Annotated in this window: 22 protein-coding genes; 11 read left to right on the plus strand and 11 right to left on the minus strand. The window is 59.8% G+C overall.

The genetic code is table 11. The features are described from left to right. The first annotated feature begins 113 nt into the window (after nucleotides 1-113). Genes hisB through hisF form a run of 5 tightly spaced genes read left to right on the plus strand, consistent with a single transcriptional unit; the run spans nucleotide 114 to nucleotide 3,153 of the window. Entirely contained in the window at nucleotides 114-707 is a 594-nt protein-coding gene (hisB, locus tag ACTJJN_RS09200; RefSeq protein ID WP_003255736.1) for an imidazoleglycerol-phosphate dehydratase HisB, read from the plus strand. Then, entirely contained in the window at nucleotides 708-1,346 is a 639-nt protein-coding gene (gene hisH / locus ACTJJN_RS09205; protein ID WP_003255735.1) for an imidazole glycerol phosphate synthase subunit HisH, read from the plus strand. Continuing rightward, nucleotides 1,347-1,607 carry a DUF2164 domain-containing protein gene (locus tag ACTJJN_RS09210; protein ID WP_014755065.1) on the plus strand — a complete coding sequence of 87 codons (261 nt, stop codon included), beginning with the start codon at nucleotides 1,347-1,349 and terminating at the stop codon, nucleotides 1,605-1,607. Nucleotides 1,608-1,634: 27 nt separating this feature from the next. After that, nucleotides 1,635-2,372, plus strand: a complete 738-nt coding sequence (hisA, locus tag ACTJJN_RS09215; RefSeq protein WP_014755066.1) for a 1-(5-phosphoribosyl)-5-[(5-phosphoribosylamino)methylideneamino]imidazole-4-carboxamide isomerase — start codon at nucleotides 1,635-1,637, stop codon at nucleotides 2,370-2,372. 10 nt (nucleotides 2,373-2,382) lie between these two features. Next, entirely contained in the window at nucleotides 2,383-3,153 is a 771-nt protein-coding gene (gene hisF, locus ACTJJN_RS09220) for an imidazole glycerol phosphate synthase subunit HisF (protein WP_003255729.1), read from the plus strand. A gap of 138 nt (nucleotides 3,154-3,291) precedes the next feature. On the opposite strand, the gene choV is transcribed toward hisF, so the two are convergent. From choV to ACTJJN_RS09235, 3 genes are all read right to left on the minus strand, one after another. After that, nucleotides 3,292-4,470 carry a choline ABC transporter ATP-binding protein gene (choV, locus tag ACTJJN_RS09225; RefSeq protein WP_003255727.1) on the minus strand — a complete coding sequence of 393 codons (1,179 nt, stop codon included), beginning with the start codon at nucleotides 4,468-4,470 and terminating at the stop codon, nucleotides 3,292-3,294. Continuing rightward, complete coding sequence (gene choW, locus ACTJJN_RS09230; protein ID WP_172830946.1) at nucleotides 4,467-5,315, minus strand: choline ABC transporter permease subunit; 849 nt, start codon at nucleotides 5,313-5,315, stop codon at nucleotides 4,467-4,469. The genes choV and choW overlap by 4 nt, the downstream gene beginning before the upstream one ends. 81 nt (nucleotides 5,316-5,396) lie before the next feature. Next, entirely contained in the window at nucleotides 5,397-6,344 is a 948-nt protein-coding gene (locus ACTJJN_RS09235; RefSeq protein ID WP_010951661.1) for a choline ABC transporter substrate-binding protein, read from the minus strand. A gap of 452 nt (nucleotides 6,345-6,796) precedes the next feature. Between ACTJJN_RS09235 and ACTJJN_RS09240 the strand changes: the two genes are divergently transcribed. Both ACTJJN_RS09240 and ACTJJN_RS09245 read left to right on the plus strand, forming a co-directional pair. Further along, nucleotides 6,797-8,173, plus strand: a complete 1,377-nt coding sequence (locus ACTJJN_RS09240) for an L-serine ammonia-lyase (protein ID WP_003255722.1) — start codon at nucleotides 6,797-6,799, stop codon at nucleotides 8,171-8,173. Between the two features lie 460 nt (nucleotides 8,174-8,633). Next, nucleotides 8,634-9,740: a GlxA family transcriptional regulator gene (locus tag ACTJJN_RS09245; RefSeq protein WP_003255719.1), complete on the plus strand. Its 1,107-nt coding sequence runs from the start codon at nucleotides 8,634-8,636 to the stop codon at nucleotides 9,738-9,740. Nucleotides 9,741-9,860: 120 nt separating this feature from the next. On the opposite strand, the gene ACTJJN_RS09250 is transcribed toward ACTJJN_RS09245, so the two are convergent. Next, complete coding sequence (locus ACTJJN_RS09250; RefSeq protein ID WP_003255717.1) at nucleotides 9,861-10,118, minus strand: hypothetical protein; 258 nt, start codon at nucleotides 10,116-10,118, stop codon at nucleotides 9,861-9,863. 366 nt (nucleotides 10,119-10,484) lie between these two features. Between ACTJJN_RS09250 and ACTJJN_RS09255 the strand changes: the two genes are divergently transcribed. After that, a complete protein-coding gene (locus ACTJJN_RS09255) occupies nucleotides 10,485-12,149 on the plus strand; it encodes a reprolysin-like metallopeptidase (RefSeq protein ID WP_029611795.1) in 1,665 nt (554 codons plus the stop codon). 205 nt (nucleotides 12,150-12,354) lie between these two features. On the opposite strand, the gene ACTJJN_RS09260 is transcribed toward ACTJJN_RS09255, so the two are convergent. The 4 genes from ACTJJN_RS09260 to choX form a co-directional block, all read right to left on the minus strand. After that, nucleotides 12,355-12,825, minus strand: a complete 471-nt coding sequence (locus ACTJJN_RS09260; RefSeq protein ID WP_047603179.1) for a thioesterase family protein — start codon at nucleotides 12,823-12,825, stop codon at nucleotides 12,355-12,357. Nucleotides 12,826-12,835: 10 nt separating this feature from the next. Further along, nucleotides 12,836-13,801 (minus strand): L-carnitine dehydrogenase, encoded by a 966-nt coding sequence (locus tag ACTJJN_RS09265; protein ID WP_440781210.1) that lies wholly within the window; start codon nucleotides 13,799-13,801, stop codon nucleotides 12,836-12,838. Between the two features lie 171 nt (nucleotides 13,802-13,972). After that, complete coding sequence (locus ACTJJN_RS09270; protein WP_003255710.1) at nucleotides 13,973-14,857, minus strand: 3-keto-5-aminohexanoate cleavage protein; 885 nt, start codon at nucleotides 14,855-14,857, stop codon at nucleotides 13,973-13,975. 122 nt (nucleotides 14,858-14,979) lie between these two features. Continuing rightward, nucleotides 14,980-15,924, minus strand: coding sequence for a choline ABC transporter substrate-binding protein (gene choX / locus ACTJJN_RS09275; RefSeq protein WP_003255708.1), 945 nt, complete (start codon nucleotides 15,922-15,924; stop codon nucleotides 14,980-14,982). A gap of 144 nt (nucleotides 15,925-16,068) precedes the next feature. Here choX and ACTJJN_RS09280 point away from each other — a divergent pair, with 144 nt between their 5' ends. Next, complete coding sequence (locus ACTJJN_RS09280) at nucleotides 16,069-17,016, plus strand: GlxA family transcriptional regulator (RefSeq protein WP_011953245.1); 948 nt, start codon at nucleotides 16,069-16,071, stop codon at nucleotides 17,014-17,016. Between the two features lie 3 nt (nucleotides 17,017-17,019). Here ACTJJN_RS09280 and ACTJJN_RS09285 read toward each other — a convergent pair whose 3' ends face one another. The 3 genes from ACTJJN_RS09285 to ACTJJN_RS09295 all read right to left on the minus strand — a co-directional run bounded on the left by ACTJJN_RS09285 (nucleotide 17,020) and on the right by ACTJJN_RS09295 (nucleotide 18,956). Continuing rightward, on the minus strand, nucleotides 17,020-17,637 hold the full coding sequence (locus tag ACTJJN_RS09285) for a hypothetical protein (protein ID WP_014755073.1): 618 nt from the start codon (nucleotides 17,635-17,637) through the stop codon (nucleotides 17,020-17,022). Nucleotides 17,638-17,708: 71 nt separating this feature from the next. Next, on the minus strand, nucleotides 17,709-18,401 hold the full coding sequence (locus ACTJJN_RS09290) for a hypothetical protein (protein ID WP_003255705.1): 693 nt from the start codon (nucleotides 18,399-18,401) through the stop codon (nucleotides 17,709-17,711). A 138-nt stretch (nucleotides 18,402-18,539) separates the two neighbouring features. Then, nucleotides 18,540-18,956 (minus strand): lysozyme inhibitor LprI family protein, encoded by a 417-nt coding sequence (locus ACTJJN_RS09295; protein WP_014755074.1) that lies wholly within the window; start codon nucleotides 18,954-18,956, stop codon nucleotides 18,540-18,542. A 285-nt stretch (nucleotides 18,957-19,241) separates the two neighbouring features. Here ACTJJN_RS09295 and ACTJJN_RS09300 point away from each other — a divergent pair, with 285 nt between their 5' ends. Both ACTJJN_RS09300 and ACTJJN_RS09305 read left to right on the plus strand, forming a co-directional pair. Next, nucleotides 19,242-20,219 (plus strand): dipeptidase, encoded by a 978-nt coding sequence (locus tag ACTJJN_RS09300; protein WP_003255700.1) that lies wholly within the window; start codon nucleotides 19,242-19,244, stop codon nucleotides 20,217-20,219. A 76-nt stretch (nucleotides 20,220-20,295) separates the two neighbouring features. Beyond that, on the plus strand, nucleotides 20,296-20,826 hold the full coding sequence (locus ACTJJN_RS09305) for a DUF5943 domain-containing protein (protein ID WP_014755075.1): 531 nt from the start codon (nucleotides 20,296-20,298) through the stop codon (nucleotides 20,824-20,826). Nucleotides 20,827-20,841 lie beyond the last annotated feature (15 nt).

The following is a 20,841-nucleotide window of genomic DNA, read 5'->3' on the forward strand; positions in this document are numbered from 1 at the left end:
AGCATCCAGCCAGCGTAAAACCTGGCTTTGCCATATGTCATCCGCGTTTCAAGCTGGCGCGTTCTGGGCCTATAATGAAACCCTTTTCGCCCAATGATTTTGCGGAGCTGGTGATGGTCGAACGTAAGGCTTCCGTCGAGCGCAATACCCTGGAAACCCAGGTCAAGTGCTCGATCAACCTCGATGGCAGTGGCAAGGCCCGATTCGATATCGGTGTGCCTTTCCTTGAACACATGCTGGACCAGATCGCCCGCCATGGGCTGATCGATCTGGATATCGAGTGCAAGGGTGACACGCATATCGACGATCACCATACCGTCGAAGACGTCGGCATCACCCTGGGCATGGCATTCGCCCAAGCTATCGGTGACAAGAAAGGTATCTTCCGCTACGGCCACGCCTACGTGCCGCTGGACGAAGCGCTGTCTCGCGTGGTCATCGACTTCTCTGGCCGCCCAGGCCTGCAGATGCACGTGCCGTATACCCGTGCAAGCGTTGGCGGCTTCGATGTCGACCTGTTCCAGGAGTTTTTCCAGGGCTTCGTCAACCACGCCCTGGTAACCCTGCACATCGACAACCTGCGTGGCCACAACACCCACCACCAGATCGAAACCGTATTCAAGGCTTTCGGCCGTGCCCTGCGCATGGCCATCACCCTCGACGAGCGTATGGCCGGGCAGATGCCTTCCACCAAAGGGTGCCTGTAAATGCAAACGGTAGCCGTAATCGACTATGGCATGGGTAACCTGCACTCGGTGGCCAAGGCGCTTGAGCACGTAGGTGCCGGTAAAGTGCTGGTGACCAGCGATGCCTCAGTGATCCGCGAGGCCGACCGTGTGGTGTTCCCGGGCGTGGGCGCGATTCGCGACTGCATGGCCGAAATCCGCCGCCTGGGCTTCGACAGCCTGGTCCGCGAAGTCAGCCAGGACCGCCCGTTCCTCGGCATCTGCGTCGGTATGCAGGCGCTGCTCGAGCACAGTGAGGAAAACAACGGCGTCGACTGCATTGGCCTGTTCCCTGGCCAGGTGCGCTTTTTCGGCAAAGACCTGCAAGAAGAGGGCGAGCACCTGAAGGTGCCGCACATGGGCTGGAACGAAGTCAGCCAGACCATCGACCACCCGCTGTGGCACGACATCCCTGACCGCGCACGTTTCTACTTCGTGCACAGCTACTACATCAATGCCGGCAAGCCGGGCCAGGTGGTGGGACGCGGTCACTATGGCGTCGATTTCGCCGCAGCGCTGGCCGACGGTTCGCGTTTTGCCGTGCAGTTCCACCCGGAGAAGAGCCATACCCATGGCCTGCAGCTGCTGCAGAACTTCATCGCCTGGGACGGGCGCTGGTAAATGAGCAGGTCGAAGACCAAGGCCCCGACCATCACCCTGGCCCCCGAGCAGGAGCGCGAAGCGCTCGACACCTTGAAGCGTTTTCTCGAAGACCGCTTCGAGCTGCAGTTGGGGTCGTTCGAGGTGGCCGAGGTCCTCGAGCTGTTCAGCAAAGAGATTGCACCCCATTACTACAACAGGGCGATTGCCGATGTTCAGCTGCACCTCAAGGAGCGGTTCGAGGGCATCGAAAGCGACCTGTGGGCACTCGAGAAGCCCTGAAACCCAACAAATAGACAGGTTCCCAAGATGCTGATTATCCCCGCTATCGATCTGAAGGACGGTGCTTGCGTGCGCCTGCGCCAGGGCCGCATGGAAGACTCTACGGTATTTTCCGACGACCCGGTGAGCATGGCCGCCAAGTGGGTCGAGGGTGGCTGCCGCCGCCTGCACCTGGTCGACCTCAACGGCGCCTTCGAAGGCCAGCCGGTCAATGGTGAAGTGGTTACCGCCATCGCCAAGCGCTATCCGAACCTGCCGATCCAGATCGGCGGCGGTATCCGTTCGCTGGAAACCATCGAACACTACGTCAAGGCTGGCGTCAGCTACGTGATCATCGGCACCAAGGCCGTCAAGCAGCCCGAGTTCGTTGCTCAAGCGTGCAAAGCCTTCCCGGGCAAGGTCATCGTCGGCCTGGACGCCAAGGACGGTTTCGTCGCCACCGACGGTTGGGCCGAAGTGAGCTCGGTGCAGGTCATCGACCTGGCCAGGCGTTTCGAGGCCGATGGCGTCTCGGCGATCGTCTACACCGACATCGCAAAGGACGGCATGATGCAGGGCTGCAACGTGCCCTTCACCAAGGCACTGGCTGAAGCCACCCGTATCCCGGTGATCGCCTCGGGTGGCATTCACAACCTGGGTGACATCAAGGCCCTGCTGGACGCCAAGGCCCCGGGCATCATCGGCGCCATCACCGGCCGTGCCATCTACGAAGGCACCCTGGATGTCGCTGAGGCCCAGGCCTTCTGTGACAACTACCAAGGCTGAGGACTGAACCATGGCACTGGCCAAGCGCATTATCCCTTGCCTGGACGTGGACAACGGCCGGGTGGTCAAGGGCGTCAAGTTCGAGAACATCCGTGATGCCGGCGACCCGGTGGAAATCGCCCGTCGCTACGACGAGCAAGGTGCTGACGAAATCACCTTTCTCGACATCACCGCCAGCGTCGATGGCCGCGACACCACTTTGCATACCGTCGAGCGCATGGCCAGCCAGGTGTTCATCCCGCTGACGGTAGGGGGTGGCGTGCGGACCGTGCAGGACATCCGCAACCTGCTCAACGCCGGTGCCGACAAGGTCTCGATCAACACCGCCGCGGTGTTCAACCCAGAGTTTGTTGGCGAGGCGGCGGACCGTTTCGGTTCGCAGTGCATCGTTGTCGCCATCGATGCCAAGAAAGTGTCCGGGCCAGGTGAAGCGCCGCGCTGGGAGATTTTCACTCACGGCGGGCGCAAACCGACTGGGCTGGATGCGGTCGAGTGGGCGAAGAAGATGGAAGGCCTGGGCGCTGGCGAGATCCTGCTGACCAGCATGGACCAGGACGGCATGAAGAACGGCTTCGACCTGGGCGTTACCCGCGCTATCAGTGATGCGCTGGGGATTCCGGTGATTGCCTCGGGGGGTGTTGGTAACCTGCAGCACTTGGCTGACGGCATTCTGGAGGGGCATGCCAGCGCGGTGCTGGCGGCCAGCATCTTCCACTTTGGCGAGTACACAGTGCCTGAAGCCAAGGCTTACATGGCTTCGCGCGGGATCGTCGTTCGCTGACAGATGGCCGGGAGGGCTTTGCCCTCCGTTCGCGACACAAGGTCGTTCCCACCCGTACAGCGCTGAGCCTGAGGCTGATGCAGTACGTGTGGGAGCGGCCTTGCGTCGCGAAAGGGCCGCGAAGCGGCCCCAAAGGCCTCACCCGTGGTTCTTGCCGAGCAGAGCGTGGTAAAGCTCGGTATCCCCGAGTATCCCCACCACCCTGTCGTTATCCTGCAGCACCAGCTTGTTGCCGGTTTGATAACGAATCTGCAGTGCCTCACGCATGCCGATGTCGGCGTGCACCACGGTCGGCCTGCGCTCCAGCAGCTCCACATCTTGCCCCGGTGCCCATCTCTGCATGTCCAGCCCGTTCTGGCCCTGGCGTGCACGCTTGAGCGCGCCGCCTTCGCCAAGGTCCAGCCACGAATCGATACCTGGGTCCAGGCACACCGAGCCATTGACCCGTTTGCAATTGTCCAGGCTGCGCATCAGGCTGCGCCCGCACAGCACGTTCAGCGGGTTGGTATGGGCGACGAAAGTGCGCACGTATTCGTCGGCAGGGTTCAGCACGATCTCCTCCGGCTTGCTGTACTGGATGATCCGACCGTCTTTCATGATCGCAATGCGGGTACCCAGTTTCAGCGCCTCGTCCAGGTCGTGGCTGACGAACACGATGGTTTTGCTCAACTTGGCCTGCAGGCCAAGCAGCTCATCTTGCAGGCCCTGGCGGATCAGTGGATCCAGGGCCGAGAACGGTTCGTCCATCAGCAAGATGTCGGCATCCATCGCCAGCGCCCGGGCCAGGCCCACGCGCTGCTGCATGCCGCCAGACAGCTCATCCGGCTTCTTGTTGCGCCACTGGGTCAGGCCCACCAGCTCAAGCTTCTCGTCGACCAGCTTGCGCCGTTCCTTTTCCGGGCGACCCTGCATTTCCAGGCCAAAGCTGATGTTCTCGCGCACCGTCAGCCAAGGCATCAGGGCAAACTTCTGGAACACCATGGCAATGCGCTTGGTGCGCATCATCTTCAGCTCGGCCGCGGAGCAATTGGCAATGTCGATGTGCTTGCCTTCGTGCTCGACGAACAACTTGCCACGGCTGACGGTGTTGAGGCCGTTGATGCAGCGCAGCAGGCTCGACTTGCCCGAGCCAGACAAGCCCATCAGCACGCAGATCTCGCCTTTGTTGATATCGAGGTTGGCCTTTTCGACACCCACCACCAGGCCGGTCTGCTTGAGGATCTGCTCGCGGGTCTGGCCTTGGTCCAGCAGCGCCAGTGCCTCGCGCGGCTTGTTGGAGAAGATGACGTCGACGTCTTCGAAACGAATGATGCTCATGCCTCACCCCTTACCGGCAGTTCCGGTTGCTTGCAGATACGGTCGAGCATGATTGCCAGCAGCACGATCGCCAGGCCCGCTTCGAAGCCCAGGGAGATATCGGCAGTGTTCAGTGCGTTGACCACAGGTTTGCCCAGGCCGTCAGCGCCAACCAGGGCGGCAATGACCACCATCGACAGCGACAGCATGATGCATTGAGTGACACCGGCGGCGATGCTTGGCATCGCGTGCGGCAGTTCGATACGGGTAAGCAGTTGACGACGCGAGCAGCCAAAGGCCTTGCCGGCGTCCATCAACTCTTGCGGCACGTCGCAGATGCCCAGGTAGGTCAGGCGAATGGGCGCGGCGATGGCGAACACCACGGTGGAAATCAGCCCCGGCACCACGCCCAGGCCGAACAGGGTCAGGGTTGGGATCAGGTAGACGAAGGTGGGCACCGTCTGCATCAGGTCGAGCACCGGGCGCATGGCGGTATAGAACATCGGCTTGTGCGCGGCGAGGATGCCCAGTGGCACGCCGATCACCACACATACCACCGTGGCGAAGGTGACCTGCGCCAGGGTTTCCATGGTTTCCTGCCAGTATCCCAGGTTGAGGATCAGCAGGAACGACAGGGCGACAAATGCGGTCAGGGCCCACTTGCGCTGGATGAAGTGCGCCAGGGCGGCGAACAGGGCGATAAGCACGAACGGGTTGAAGAAAGTCAGGGCGCTGGTGACGCCATGGATCATGAACTCCAGGCCTTGCGCGATGGCGTCGAAGTAATTCGCGCCGTTCTGGGTCAGCCATTCGACGAACGACGCGATGTACTGGCCCAGAGGTATTTTCTGATCGATAAGCATGATAGCGAGCTTCCACCTGCATAGATTGAAATCAACCCGGGGCAGGCACGGTCCTGCCCCGAGGTAGCGCTACTGCGTAGTTCGTTATTGCGTAAGCTTGGCCTTGACCGCCTCCAGGCCAGGCTTGCCATCAACGGTGGTAACGCCGGCCAGCCAGGCATCCAGCTTGCCTGGGTTGTCCTTGATCCATTTCTTGGCGGCGGCCTCGGGTTTCATCTTGTCGTCCAGGACATAGCCCATCATGGTGCTTTCATCCTTGAGCTCGAACGACAGGTTCTTAAGCAGTTGGCCAACGTTGCTGCATTCCTGCGTGTATCCTTTGCGGGTGTTTGTCAGCACGGTCGCCTTGCCGAAGTCGGGGCCGAAGAAGTCGTCCCCGCCGGTCAGGTACTGCATCTTGAAGCGGGTGTTCATCGGGTGTGGCTCCCAGCCCAGGAACACCAATGCCTCGCCGCGTTTCTGCGCGCGGTCAACTTGCGACAGCATGCCCGCCTCGCTGGACTGCACGATCTTGAAACCGGCGTCCTTCAAGCCAAAGGCGTTCTTGTCGATCATGCTCTGGATGGTGCGGTTACCGTCGTTACCCGGTTCGATGCCGTAGATCTTGCCGTCCAGTTCCTTCTTGAACTTGGGTATGTCGCTGAAATCCTTCAGGCCCTTGTCGTACAGCGCCTGGGGGACTGCCAGGGTGTACTTGGCGTTCTCCAGGTTGGCGCGCACGGTTTCTACCGTGCCGGCGTCGCGGTACTGCTTGATGTCGTTCTCCATGGTCGGCATCCAGTTGCCGAGAAACACGTCCAGGTCCTTACCGGTGGCCAGCGACTTGTAGGTCACCGGTACCGAGATCATGGTGGTGTGGGTCTTGTAACCCAGTGCTTCGAGCACAACGCTGGTGGTCGCGGTCGTGACTGTGATGTCGGTCCAGCCGACATCGGAGAAGCGTACAGTCTGACATTGCTCGGGTTCGGCTGCTTGGGCCAGCAATGGCGCGGACAGCAACGCAACCAGTAACAGCGAGGGTGAACCTTTCATGGATGGACTCCTGAGATATTGTCTTCGGGTTCGCGTGGGTCGCCGGGCTTTCTGAGGGTCCGGTCGACCAGGCCTGCAGAGGGCAGGATGCGTGGCCGTGCTTTACGAGTCGCTTTCGATAATCCTCCAGCTCCGGGCAATCGCCTACTGGTTGGGTCGTATCCAGTACGGAACGGGTCGTATCCAGTATGGGCGATGTCGCTTATGGATTTTTCCACCCCCTCGCGCGCATTTTTGCGTCACCAGGCCGCTGGAAAACGGCGCGGTGGGCGCAGTTTCTGGTTGAGAACAGCGCGGCGCTGCTGGACAAAAGTACGTCGGTTGCAGACGGCGAGGTGGGCGGTAAAAGCCCGATGATGCTGGCATTCAAGGCGGCCCGCTGTTTGAGCCTAGCAGCTACCCCGCCCTGCGCATGGCGCGCAGAGACAAGCCCAGCAAGAGGTGATTCGACAATGGCCATCAGCGTGTTCGACCTGTTCAAGATCGGTGTCGGGCCCTCCAGCTCCCACACCGTCGGCCCCATGCGTGCTGGCGCCCTGTTCGTTCAGGGCCTGCGCGAACGCGGTGAGCTGGAGCGTGTAAAACGGATCGAAGTGCGCCTGTATGGCTCGCTGTCGGCCACCGGTATTGGTCATGGCACCGACAACGCCACCATCATGGGCCTGATGGGCGAGTGGCCGGACGCCATTGACCCGACCCAGATCGTGCCGCGTATCGCTGACCTGCGCGAAACCAACACCCTGCAGCTGGATAGCCGCTTGCCTGTCGAGTTCGTCTGGGCCCGCGACATGCTGCTGCTGGACGAGAACTTGCCGTATCACCCCAACGCCATGACCCTGATTGCCGAAGGCGAGCAGGGTGAGTTGCACCGCGACACCTATTACTCGGTGGGCGGCGGCTTTGTGGTCGATGCAGCCCAAGCCGCCAGCGGTGTGCTGGATGCTGACCAGACAGTGTTGCCGTACGACTTCAACAGCGCCGCCGAACTGCTGCGCCTGTGCAAGCAAAACGACCTCAGCGTGTCGCAATTGATGATGGCCAACGAGAAGGTCTGGCGCAGCGAGGAAGACATCCGCGCTGGCCTGCACAAGCTCTGGGAAGCCATGCAGGAATGCGTCAACAACGGCCTCAAGTACGAGGGCACGCTACCCGGCGGGCTGAACGTGCGCCGCCGTGCCGCCAAGCTGCACCGCAGCCTGCAGGAAATCGGCAAGCCCAACGTGATCGGCTCGACCATGAGTGCCATGGAATGGGTCAACCTGTTCGCCTTGGCGGTCAATGAAGAAAACGCCGCCGGCGGGCGCATGGTGACTGCGCCTACCAACGGCGCGGCAGGCATCATCCCGGCGGTGCTGCATTACTACATGCGATTCAGCGATGCGGTGGATGAGTCCAGCGTTGTCGATTACTTCCTGGCTGCCGCCGCTGTGGGCATCCTGTGCAAGAAGAACGCCTCAATCTCTGGCGCCGAAGTGGGCTGCCAGGGGGAAGTCGGCTCGGCCTGCGCGATGGCCGCAGCGGGGCTTGCCGAAGTGCTCGGCGCCACCCCGCCCCAGGTTGAGAACGCCGCTGAAATTGCCCTGGAACACAACCTCGGCCTGACCTGCGACCCCGTTGGCGGGTTGGTGCAAGTGCCCTGCATCGAGCGCAACGCGATTGCTGCGGTGAAGGCCATCAACGCGGTGCAGATGGCGTTGCGCGGCGATGGTGAGCACTTCATTTCCCTCGACCAGGTAATCCGCACCATGCGCGATACCGGGGCCGATATGCACGACAAGTACAAAGAGACCTCGCGCGGCGGCCTGGCGGTCAGCGCTATCGAGTGCTGATTTCCTGAACTGACCTTCTGGGCCTCTTCGCGGGCAANTTGCCCGCGAAGAGGCCCTTGAGGCTGATGCAGGTGCAACACAACCGCCTATGCCTCTTTATGGTGCGGTGATGGGCGCCCCGCCTACCGATCGTCGGATGTCGCGATCAGTGTGGGCGTTGTCGGTGACACTTAAGGGTGTCGCTTCTGGGAAACCCACGCGGCGCGTGTCACTAAACTGCTCAACCGTTACAGGCAACGCGCTAGCTCGCCTGTTCTGGACGACTGGCCAACACGATGCAAGCACTTGAATTGCCCCATAAAGGCGTCGTTTTCAGGTTTTTTTGGATGGCCGTTCAAGTTTAGGCACGGCGTTTGCGTTGAGATTGGCAAGCCTACCCCCGGAAAATGACCGAGGGGTCATAACAAGAAGTAAGTGCCCGCCTGAGGCACACCCTGCATTTGTGTGAGGAGAAATCGCGATGACGTCGTACACCTCCGGGAATCCAACCCAGAACCGCACAGCACCCCAGTCCATCGGGTTTCTTCTATTGGACAATTTCACCCTGATTTCCCTGGCATCGGCGGTCGAGCCGCTGCGCATGGCCAACCAGCTGTCTGGTCGTGAGCTGTATCGCTGGCACACGCTGACCATCGATGGCGGCCAGGTGTGGGCCAGCGATGGTCTGCAAATCACACCGGATGCTGCCATCAGCAATGCTCCGCCTATCGACACCGTGATTGTCTGTGGTGGTGTTGGCATCCAGCGTTCCGTCACCCGTGAACACGTCACCTGGCTGCAAGCCCAGGCCCGTCAGTCGCGCAGGCTGGGCGCCGTGTGCACCGGCAGTTGGGCACTGGCCTGCGCTGGCCTGCTCGACGGCTTCGATTGCAGCGTGCACTGGGAATGCCTGGCCGCAATGCAGGAAGCCTTCCCGCGGGTGAACATGAGCACCCGCCTGTTCACCCTTGACCGCAACCGCTTCACCAGCTCCGGTGGCACCGCGCCGCTGGACATGATGCTGCACCTGATCAGCCGTGATCACGGCCGCGAGTTGTCGGCAGCGATCTCCGAGATGTTCGTCTACGAGCGTATTCGCAACGAGCAGGACCACCAGCGTGTGCCGCTCAAACATATGCTTGGCACCAACCAGCCGAAGTTGCAGGAAATCGTCGCGTTGATGGAGGCCAATCTGGAGGAACCGATCGACCTGGACGAACTGGCGGTCTATGTGGCGGTTTCGCGGCGTCAGCTGGAGCGCCTGTTCCAGAAGTACCTGCACTGCTCACCTTCGCGCTACTACCTGAAGTTGCGCCTGATCCGTGCGCGGCAGTTGCTGAAGCAGACGCCGATGTCGATCATCGAAGTGGCATCGGTGTGCGGCTTCGTGTCGACCCCGCACTTCTCCAAGTGCTATCGCGAGTACTTCGGTATTCCGCCGCGTGACGAGCGCGTGGGCTCCAACACCGCGCAGCAGGTGGCCATGATGCCGATTCCGCAGGCCATGACCCTGTCGCCGCACAGCGGGCCGATGGCGGCCCTGAGCCAGGCACGCAACGAGTCGACATTTGCCAGTGTAAGGCTCTGATACCGAGTCGACTTTTTCGCGGGGCAAGCCCGCTCCCACAGGTCACCCGCTGAGCTTGAGCCAGCGGTGATCTGTGGGGGCGGGCTTGTTCCGCGAAGGGGCCGGTCCTGGGTAAATGAATTACGCGCGTTTGTTGAACTGCGCCAGCGCCGGCAACAGCTGCTTGTCGATGGCTTGGCGCACTGCCGGCAGGATCGTCGCACTACCGGTGTACATTTGCTCCACCATCCCCTTCAGCGCCCGCGCATTGGGCTCGGTCAGCCCACGAACCACCGCTTCACACGCCTGTTCGGCACTGGCCCCGGCAGGAATATCAAAACCGCGCGCGCGCAGGTGGCCGGCGAGGTCGTCCTGATCAATCAAATCCGCATGCATCATGGCTGTTGTCCCTTTTATCGCTAAGAGAGTGCTGCTGTGATTTACGACCGATTCTGTGACGTGTGCGACAGCCTCGCAAGGACAGAATGTCGCCATGGCTGCTTTGGCTAAGAACAGGTCGTTTACGACTAAATCCCCTGCCAGGCAAGCACGCACACTGAAGCCATTCACGGTACAGAGGGTTTGGTCACCCTCGCTCACGCACAGTGGATGTTGCTCGCTCTTGGCCCCGGTAGCTCACGGCTTTCCGGGGTTATTTTTATTCCGCCAGACTCCCCTATACATACACCTAGCATTTATGTCAGGTGACGGACTGCAGAAGTCTGTGCTCTTTTGTGGAAGATGGATTCCACAGGAGCGGAAAATGTGAAAAAGAATATCTGCATGATCATTGTCCTAGGCGCGACTTTGATAATGGCTTCATGTTCGTCATCTACCCCGTCAATGAGCACTGTTGGCAGTGTTGTTCCGCAGCTGTTTACACTGCAGCCTACTCAAAACCGCCAGATGCTTCAGAAAACAGCAAAAGGCTATCTGAAAACGTTGTTGGCCGACCCCGCTAATGAAGAATTCACGCTAGTGAAGGTTGAGGCGTCATTGATTGGGGGGAACGCTGAAAACATCGCTATAACACTACCGGATCGAAAGGCTGAAAAGTTTAATCGGAGAAACTTCAATGCCTTGGCTGATGGGTATGAAGGATGGGTTGGCTATCAGCCTTCACAGTGGAAGGCAGGCCACTCGGGGTCGGAAGGAGAAATTGATTTCGATCCTAAATACTATATGTCAATCGTCCGTCTTGATAATCAGCTGGCAGGCAATTTTTTGGTGGGTGGCCAGCGGTACCGATTGGTTTATATCGGTTCAGGTATGCACGTGCTGATCAAGGTTGACGAGTCAAAGCTGCCCTCTGAAGATGCACGGGGCGTAGAAGTTGAGAATACGGTATATCCTGCTCTAGAAGAACCGCAGCAGGTCTCGTCTGCCTACAGTATAATAAGACTGCTATTTGTAAGTACCGTTCAGTCTCGCGCGAAAAATCCAAACTATCGTGCTGATTTGATGTTAGGGTTGCAGGATGTAAATCAAATTGCAAAAAACAGCAAGGTGAATATTGCTTACGAGTTTGCGGGGTTTATAGATTCTGCTATTGACGAAGAGGGGAAAGACTTTGGAACGCTGCTCAATGAGGTTCAATATAACAATCCCGCTGTCAATGCCAAAAGGGTGGAGCTCAGGGCAGATCTAGTTTCGATGTACGTTGCCAATAATGAGCTCTGCGGCGCGGGTAAGCCGTCGAGTAATAAGACGCAAGGCTTTTCGGCGATTAGTTGCATTACCTCGTTAGGCCACGAGATTGGCCACAACTTTGGCATGGTTCATAACTGGGATGGGCAAACGGATACTTATATTCATGGGTATCGCTACGGTCCGGATGGGGGGAACCTCAGGTTCCGAACTCAGATGTCTTATGACTGTAGCCCGACATGTCCGAGAGTACCGTTTTACTCCAATCCGCGGCTGAGTTATCAAGGACAACCTCTGGGTACTGTCGCACATCATGATGTCGCCCGCGCGATCAACGAGCGTAGGGCAAGTATAGAGAGTTTCTACCCTCCCATGCCGGGCGTGCTTAAAAATAAAGGTCGGCTGGAGCAAGGTTCCCCTCACCCCTGCTTGCAGGATTTTGCCGGGTCAAATATCCAGTTCGTCGCGTGCTCTCCTGGCCCGCAGCAGAAGTGGACCTTAGAGCCGTGGGGCGATGCGGGTACGTTCAGGATTGTGGCGCCGGGCGGTAATTGTATGGTCGCGCGCGCTGACAATTATGTTTTGGCTGAGCCATGCCCCGCAACAGTCAAAGATGGTCTTCTCTGGATGGTATCAGCGCAGCCCGATCACACCTTGAAAATACAGAGTTATAACCGCAACCTTTGCCTAGGCTCTCAGCCCAGCTTGAGGCCGGGGCCTGAGTTACTGGCATGTGATAACGGTAGGTACCAAAGTTGGATAAATCTCGATATCCCACAATAACCGAGGCCTAGTGTGGTGTTTCACAAATAACGACCATAACTCGCGGCGCTTTTTGCGCTCATGCGGCGTTGTCGCTCCTCGCCGTAGCTGGGCTACGACTCGTCGCGACGCCTTGCCTGAGCGCAAAAATCGCTCGCGAGTTATTGGCCGTATTTGCAAAACACCACACTAGCGAGCAGCCATGGTCTGGCTGCTCTCGTTGGTATCAACCAGGAATCTTTATCACACGGCCTGTAAAGGCTGGCGTTGGTAAATCCCGTTGGCTATCGACCACGCTTTGTAGTTGATTGGTGCTGAATTCTCCAAAAGGCTTGGCCTTTGGCCCCGCCAGGTCCACATGTAAAAGCAATTGCTCACTGGCGGCTAACGCCTCGTCAAAACCTGATCGATGCAAGCTGTGATACAAGTGCAGTCGCTTTTTATCGAAGCCGATGATCTGCGTCTGCACCCACACCTCGGTGCCCAGCTTCACCTCGTGCAGATAATTGATGTGCGCCTCCAGCGTGAACAGCGAATTACCGCTTTGCCCGCGGCTGTCGGCGTCCAGGCCAATGCGCTCCATCAGGGCATCGGTCGCGTAGCTGAAGATCAGCAGGTAGAAGGCATCGCGAAGGTGCCCGTTGTAATCGACCCAGTCCTCCTGGACCGTGGTGCGGTAGGTGATCAGAGCAGGCATCTTGGTCTCCTTAATCGCTGAACGACATGCCGTGGCTGGCCTTGCTGGACTTCACCGCTTCCAGTACCGCCAGCAGGGTGTCGTCACGGTAGCGCTCCAGTGCAGCGATGCTGCGCTCGCCCTGTTGCTCGGAAGTGCCGCTCACCACATCGTCGATCAGCTTGTCGGTCAGTTCCGGTGCTCGCAGGTACGTCCAGGGCAGCTTCAGGGCAGGGCCGAACTGTGACATGAAGTGGCGCATGCCGGCATCGCCACCGGCCAGGGTATAGGTAAGGAATGTGCCCATGAACGACCAGCGCAAGCCTGCGCCGAAGCGGATCGCGTCGTCGATTTCGCCCGTGGTGGCAACGCCGTCGTTGACCAGGTGCAAGGCCTCGCGCCAGAGCGCTTCGAGCAGGCGGTCGGCGATGAAGCCTGGCACTTCCTTGCGCACATGCAGTGGGCGCATGCCGAGGGCGGTGTAGATGGTTTTGGCAGCTTCAATGGCCTCGGGTGAGGTGCGGCTGCCGCCGACGATCTCGACCAGCGGCAGCAGGTACACCGGGTTGAACGGGTGGCCGACGACGCAGCGCTCAGGGTGAGTGGACGACTCGTAGAACTCGCTGGGCAGCAGGCCCGAAGTGCTTGAGCCGATGATTGCGTCAGGCTTGGCTGCGGCGCTGATTTTGGCGTGCAGGTCGAGCTTGAGGTCCAGGCGCTCTGGGGCGCTTTCCTGGATGAAATCGGCGTTGCGCACGCACTCCTCGATGGTCGCCACGAATTTCAGGCGGTCTTGCGATGCGCCGAGTGCCAGGCCCTGTTTTTCCAGTGCCGGCCAGGCGTTGGCGACACGTTTTCGCAGTGCCTGTTCGGCGCCGGGCGCCGGATCCCAGGCCACCACGTCCAGGCCATGGGCCAGGGCGCGGGCAACCCAGCCGCTGCCGATCACACCGCTACCCAGGGCGGCGAAGGTTTTGATTTCAGTGATAAAGGGCATAGCTAGTCCTCAGGGTAAAACACAGTCATCAGGGTTAATGGCTAACCCTGTGGGAGCGGGCATGCCCGCGAACACCGGCGCGGCCGGTGCCATCCATCCATCGCGTTGCCTGCTTCGCGGGCACGCCCGCTCCCACAGGGTCTTCGGCCGCATTTGCGATCGTTGAAAGGATCAGCGGCGCTTGAGGTTCATTTTTTCTCTGCCTTCTGCCGGGCTGAGCACGCGGCCACCCATGCGGGTGATGATCTCGCTTGCGCGTTCCACCAGTTGGCCATTGCTGGCCAGCACGCCGCGGTCCAGATACAAGTTGTCTTCCAGGCCCACCCGTACATTGCCGCCGAGCAACACGGCCTGCGCGGCCATGGGCATCTGCATGCGGCCGATGCCGAAGCCGGCCCAAGTGACGTTGGCAGGCAGGTTGTCGACCATGGCCTTCATGGTGGTGGTGTCGGCCGGTGCGCCCCACGGGATGCCCAGGCACAGCTGGAACAACGGGTCTTCAAGCAGGCCTTCCTTCATCATTTGCTTGGCGAACCACAGGTGGCCGGTGTCGAAGATTTCCAGCTCGGCCTTCACCCCCAGTTCGGTAATGCGCTTGGCGCCGGCGCGCAGTTGGGCCGGGGTGGACACGTAGATCGAGTTGCCATCGCCGAAGTTGAGGGTGCCGCAGTCGAGGGTGCAGATTTCCGGCAACAGTGCTTCGACATGGGCCAGGCGCTCCAGCGGGCCGATCAGGTCGGTGCCCGGGCCGAACGCCAGCGGCGTTTCACCCGGGCCGATTTCCAGGTCGCCGCCCATGCCGGCGGTGAGGTTGACGATGATGTCCACGTCGGCTTCGCGGATACGCTCCATGACTTCGCGGTAGAGGTTTACATCACGGCTGAAACGGCCGGTCTGTGGGTCACGGACGTGGCAGTGGACCACGGTGGCGCCTGCTTTGGCAGCTTCCACGGCGGATTCGGCGATCTGTTTGGGGGTGACCGGGACCAAGTGGCTTTTCGAGGCGGTGTCGCCGGCGCCGGTGAGGGCGCAGGTGATGATGACGTCGTGGTTCATGGCGGGTTCCTTGTATGGTCAATGCTGGCCTCTTCGCGGGCAAGCCCGCTCCTACAGGGAGCCGTGATGGCCCTGGCGAGCGCGTTACCTGTGGGAGCGGGCGTGCCCGCGAAAGGGCCCTGTCAGTTGGCGGTAAGCTTGAGGTTGTCCGCGGCCGGCTTGCCATCGAAGGTGGTCACACCCTCAAGCCAGCGCGCCTTGTCCTCGGGGTGGTCCTTGAGCCACTGGCGGGCCGATTCCAGCGCGTCCTTGTGGTCGAGCAGTGGCTGCATCATGCGACTCTCGTCCTCGGCGCTGAACTTCAGGTTGGCCAGCAGGCGGTGGGCATTGGGGCAGCGTTCGGCATAGTCCGGCGCCGTCACCGTCCACACCGTCGCGCGGCCTTCGTCAGGGCCGAGTGCATCCTGGCTGTCACCCAGGTAGGCCATGTCGATGTTCACGTTCATCGGGTGTGGCGCCCAGCCGAAGAACACCACGGCCTCCTTGCGCCGCACCGCGCGGTCGACGGCGGCGAGCATGCCGGCCTCGCTGGACTCGACCAGCTGGAATTTGCCCAGGTCGAACTGGTTCTTGGTGATCATCGCTTTGATCTGCGTATTGGCGCCGGAACCCGGTTCGATGCCATAGATCTTGCCGCCCAGCTCTTTCTCGAACTTGTGGATGTCGGCGAACGTCTTCAGGCCCTTGTCGTAGAGGTATTTCGGCACGGCCAAGGTGGCGCGCGCGTCCTCCAGGCTTGGCTTGTCCAGCACCTTGACCTGGTTGGCATCGACGAACGGGGTAATGGTCTGGGTCATGATCGGGTTCCAGTAACCCAGGAACATGTCCAGGCGTTTGTCGCGTATGCCGGCGAAGATGATCTGTTGCGAGGCACTGGTCTGTTTGGTCTGGTACCCCAGGCCGTCGAGCAGTACCTGGGCCATGGCGCTGGTGGCAATGACGTCGGTCCAGTTGACCACGCCAAGGCGCACGTTTTTGCAGGCGGCGGGCTCGGCGGCGAAAAGCGGGGTGGCAACGATGCTGCTCAGGGCAAGGGACAACAGGCTGCGGCGGATCAAGCTGTGCATGGTGGCTCTCCATCGGCAGTGCATATTGTTATTGAGGGCGGCCTCTGCGGACCGTGTGAATACGCTACGCTGGCGCTACCTTGCCCAAGCGCACGCTAGCGACAGGAATTAGCACCGGGGCGACCAGTTTCTGTGGAGGAGGGGATGATGGAGACGATTGCCTTTCTGTTGGTGCCCGGCTTTTCTGCCATGGGGTTCATTTCGGCAGTGGAGCCCCTGCGGGTGGCCAATCGTTTTGGCGGGCAGTTGTACCGGTGGCAGGTGCTTAGCCTGGACGGTGAGGCGGTGCTGGCGAGCAATGGCATGTCGATCAATGCCGATGCCGCCCTGGGGGAAGGAGAGCCGGCCAACATCCTGCTGGTGGTTGCGGGCTTTGAGCCACTGGCCAATGTCGCACCCAAACTGCTGCATGCGCTGCGCCGGCTCAACCACGAAGCTGTCATGCTCGGTGGCATCGACACGGGCGCAATGGTGCTGGCCGAGGCAGGGCTGCTCGAGGGCTACCGGGCGACATTGCATTGGGAGGCGCTTGAGGCATTCAAGGAACGCTATCCAGGCCTTCAAGCCACCCAGGAGCTGTTCGAGATTGACCGCAGCCGTATCACCTGTGCCGGCGGAACCGCCTCGATCGATTTGATGCTGCACCTGATTGCCCAGTCTCACGGCAGCGAACTGGCGGTCAAGGTGTCGGAGCAGTTCGTGCTGGGTCGTATCCGTCAGCGCCAGGACCACCAGCGCATGCAGATCGGTGCGCGTTATGGCATCAGCAACAAGAAGCTGGTCCATGCCATTGGCGAAATGGAAAAACACATCGAGCCACCGTTGAGTACGCTGGAACTGGCTGCCGCGATCAAGGTGACACGGCGTCAACTGGAGCGTTTGTTTCGCATGCACCTTGATGCAACCCCGAGCGGTTTCTATCTCGGGTTACGGCTGGACAAGGCGCGCCAGCTGTTGGCCCAGACCGACATGTCGGTGACTGAAGTCAGCCTTGCGTGCGGGTTTGAACTGCCATCCTATTTCACGCGGCGCTACAAGCTGAGGTTTGGACGGTGCCCGCGGGAGGAGCGACGGCCCAGCGGTACAAAATGAGCTTCAATCCAGTTCACGCTCGAGGATGGCCCTTAGCTTTTCGCGATTCCTTGTTTGCAGATCTTTGCGAAGCGGGGCGAAATCCGCTGCATTGAAGCGTGCACCCAGGTGGTCAAATATCAGGTTCAACTTTCTGGTGGGCTCGACCGGGTCGGTAACGCAATAGGCATAAAACAGGATCGCAACCGGGACCTGGTCCCCTTCATGGTCCATTTCGATACTGAGATGTGAAGAGGCGTTCATGACGGTGAAGGTACGCGTACCGGCCGACTGCAGAGCGGCTTGAACATTTTCTTCTAGGCTCTTGAACCAAGGTCCTTTCTCGCGGGGCGGGGGTAGATAGCCACTGTAAACATCGCTTAATGCAAGCAAGTGCGGCTCATACACGATGGTTTTATGAGTGTGTTCGAACAGGGTGAATTTCAATGATTGCAAGGTGGCGAGAGCGACAGTGAACCATTGCTGAGGCTGGGTCTCCATCGAGAATTTTTCATTGGCCACTGCTTGTGAATAACGCAGGCATAGCTGCAAGTCTTCCCATGTCTCAAGTGTCAGCCAGGGCGCAGGCTTGATGCTTAGCCGCTCCTCGAATACACGGGTATCCAGGTTCGTATCGCCCATGTGGCATTGCTCCTTGATGGATGCAGATGACCAGAACCGGGTACCAGAGAGCTGGTACCCGGTCTCGCTAATCAGATAGCGAGAAACGCGGCGATGTCGCCTTTTATCTTCTCATTCACAAGATCACGTGCAGCGTCGAAGTGACGAACGCTGAACGTGCCTTGTTGCGAAGCGCGATAAACGCGGGTAGAGGTTTTGTCGACCTTGCGGGTCAGGGCGCCCTCACGCTCGACTTTCGAGTCGTAGCTGGCCTGGAAGCTGGTCATGTGCATCGCCGGCAGGCCTTGTGGCGTCATTTCGCACTGGGCGACCACGAAGTTGCTCGATTTGCCGGATTCGCTATGGCTGTGCTTTTCCAGGTGCGCCTTGACTTCCGGTTTCTGCACGACAATTTGCAGAACACGCCTGGCGCAGGCGGCGCGACGAGGGTCCGCGGAGACGCTGATGGTGACGGACTTGGTAATCAGCTCTGCCAGGGTCAGGTTGTCTTCATCAATGGCGTCTTCGGCATGTGCTGCGCCCGTCATGGTCCAGCCAAACTTGATCAGGCCATCGTTGTAGAAGTTGTACCACTCGCGCTGCTGGGTCTCCTTGTCGAACTTCTTGTTGGCCAGTTCGGTCATCAAACGCATGCCGGCCAGGATGTCTTCTGCAATGTTGGCAGGGACATTGTCAGCGAAGACGCAGATGGTCTGGCCGGTAGCGGCTACGCGCTCTTGACCCTCTTTGCGGATTTTTTCCATTTCAACTTTGATGTCAGCCACTTTGTAATTCCTTGATAGTTGTGAGTTCCAAGACACACATGGTGAGCACGTGGTCTGGGGGCACTATCGAGCAATGACGCAGGGGGCATCAGCGGCATGTTGTTCCTCTGGAGTTGCTCCTTCACTCGCACGTGCTGATCAATCTTCGGGTGCTGGCTCGTCACCGTTTTGCGCGCCCAGGCTGCGCAAATACTCGGCTCGCTCATCGCTGCGCTGTGCAATGCAGCTGTTCCAGGCGATCTGGTAGGCCCTGCTGCCGGGTTGTTCAGCATGGGTTTCGACCTTGCAGTCTGCATCGCGCAGTTGGCTCCAGACTTTCTCGGCTGCCTCTATTCGCGACATCAGGCCTGCCTCGTCGCCGAACTGATCACGCATGCGCGCGACCAGGTCTTCGTAGGCCGACTGCAGCTCACGCTCGGCGACCTGCTTGTTGAATGCTGCACAGGCGAAGGTTTGCTGGTCGGTCTCCACATTGTCGCAAGGTGTGCTTTCGTCCTCACTGGCCTGGGCCCCGCTCACGATGGCCAGCAGCACCAGCCATGCCATTGATTTCATCCGTTTTCTCCTCAACAGGCTGTCGAATCGCAAGGATTCTCGCTCAGCCAGAGGCCAGGTGGTAGCTCCCTGACCAAATGTTCATGTACCGGCCGCAAATGTCGTTATCGAGACTGTCTCGCATCCCCGGAACACGCGCCAGACGCGCTCTTGTCGCGCATTGACGCTTTCGGCAAACCCCCTGTCGTTTTTGCACCGGGGCGCCTCGGGGCACAGGCATATGCTGGCCTCAAAGCGCCGGCAGAAGGTTTGGCGCGACCCAACTCTATAAAAGGGGACAGCCTGATGAGCCCAGCCGAACTACACGCCGACAGCATCGTCATCGATGGCCTGATCATCGCCAAATGGAACCGCGAGCTGTTCGAAGACATGCGCAAAGGCGGCCTCACTGCGGCCAACTGCACGGTGTCGGTCTGGGAAGGGTTCAAGGCTACCGTCGACAACATCGCGTCCAGCCAGAAGCTGATCCGCGACAACAGCGACCTGGTGATGCCGGTGCGCACCACCGCCGACATCCGCAAGGCCAAGGAACTGGGCAAGACCGGCATCCTCTTCGGCTTCCAGAACGCCCATGCGTTCGAGGACCAGATCGCTTATGTGGACGTGTTCAAGCAACTGGGCGTGGGCATCGTGCAGATGTGCTACAACACCCAGAACCTGGTGGGCACCGGCTGCTACGAGCGTGACGGCGGGCTGTCCGGCTTCGGTCGCGAGATCGTTGCCGAGATGAACCGTGTCGGCATCATGTGCGACCTGTCCCACGTTGGCTCCAAGACTTCCGAAGAAGTCATCCTCGAATCGAAAAAGCCGGTGTGCTACTCGCACTGCCTGCCCTCGGGCCTGAAAGAGCACCCGCGCAACAAGTCGGACGAAGAGCTGAAGTTCATCGCTGATCACGGCGGTTTCGTTGGCGTCACCATGTTCGCGCCGTTCCTGGCCAAAGGCATTGACTCGACCATCGATGACTACGCCGAGGCCATCGAGTACACCATGAATATCGTCGGTGAAGACGCCATCGGTATCGGTACCGACTTCACCCAGGGGCACGGCCAGGACTTCTTCGAATACCTGACCCATGACAAGGGCTACGCCCGCCGCCTGACCAACTTCGGCAAGATCATCAACCCGCTGGGCATTCGCACTGTCGGCGAATTCCCCAACCTCACCGAGACCTTGCTGAAACGCGGCCACTCCGAGCGTGTGGTGCGCAAGATCATGGGCGAGAACTGGGTCAACGTCCTCAAGGATGTCTGGGGCGAGTAAGCCGCTCTCCAAGCCTGATAGCCCCTGCCAGCAACGCCGGGGCACCCACAAAAAAATTTTATGGAGTTGAGTTTCCATGGCCAAAATCGCCCCGCAATTGCCAATCGAAGTCGACAGCGAGACCGGTGTCTGGACCAGCGACGCCTTGCCGATGCTGTATGTGCCTCGTCATTTCTTCGTCAATAACCATATGGGCATCGAGGAAGTGCTGGGCGCCGACGCCTATGCCGAAATCCTCTACAAGGCTGGCTACAAGTCCGCCTGGCACTGGTGTGAAAAAGAGGCCGAGTGCCATGGCCTGGAAGGCGTGGCGGTGTTCGAGCACTACATGAAGCGCCTGAGCCAGCGCGGCTGGGGCCTGTTCGAGATTCAGGATATCGACCTGGATAAAGGTACCTGCAGCGTCAAGCTCAAGCACTCTGCGTTCGTGTACGTCTATGGCAAGTGCGGCCGCAAGGTCGACTACATGTTCACCGGCTGGTTCGCTGGCGCGATGGACCAGATTCTCGCTGCCCGCGGCAGCAATATCCGCACCGTGGCCGAGCAGGTCTATGGCGGGTCGGAAGAAGGCCACGAAGATGGCCTGTTCGTTACAAAGCCGTTGTAAGCCGGAGATAGCGTC

This window comes from Pseudomonas sp. 22515, from assembly GCF_052044625.1.
Lineage (GTDB): Bacteria > Pseudomonadota > Gammaproteobacteria > Pseudomonadales > Pseudomonadaceae > Aquipseudomonas > Aquipseudomonas alloputida.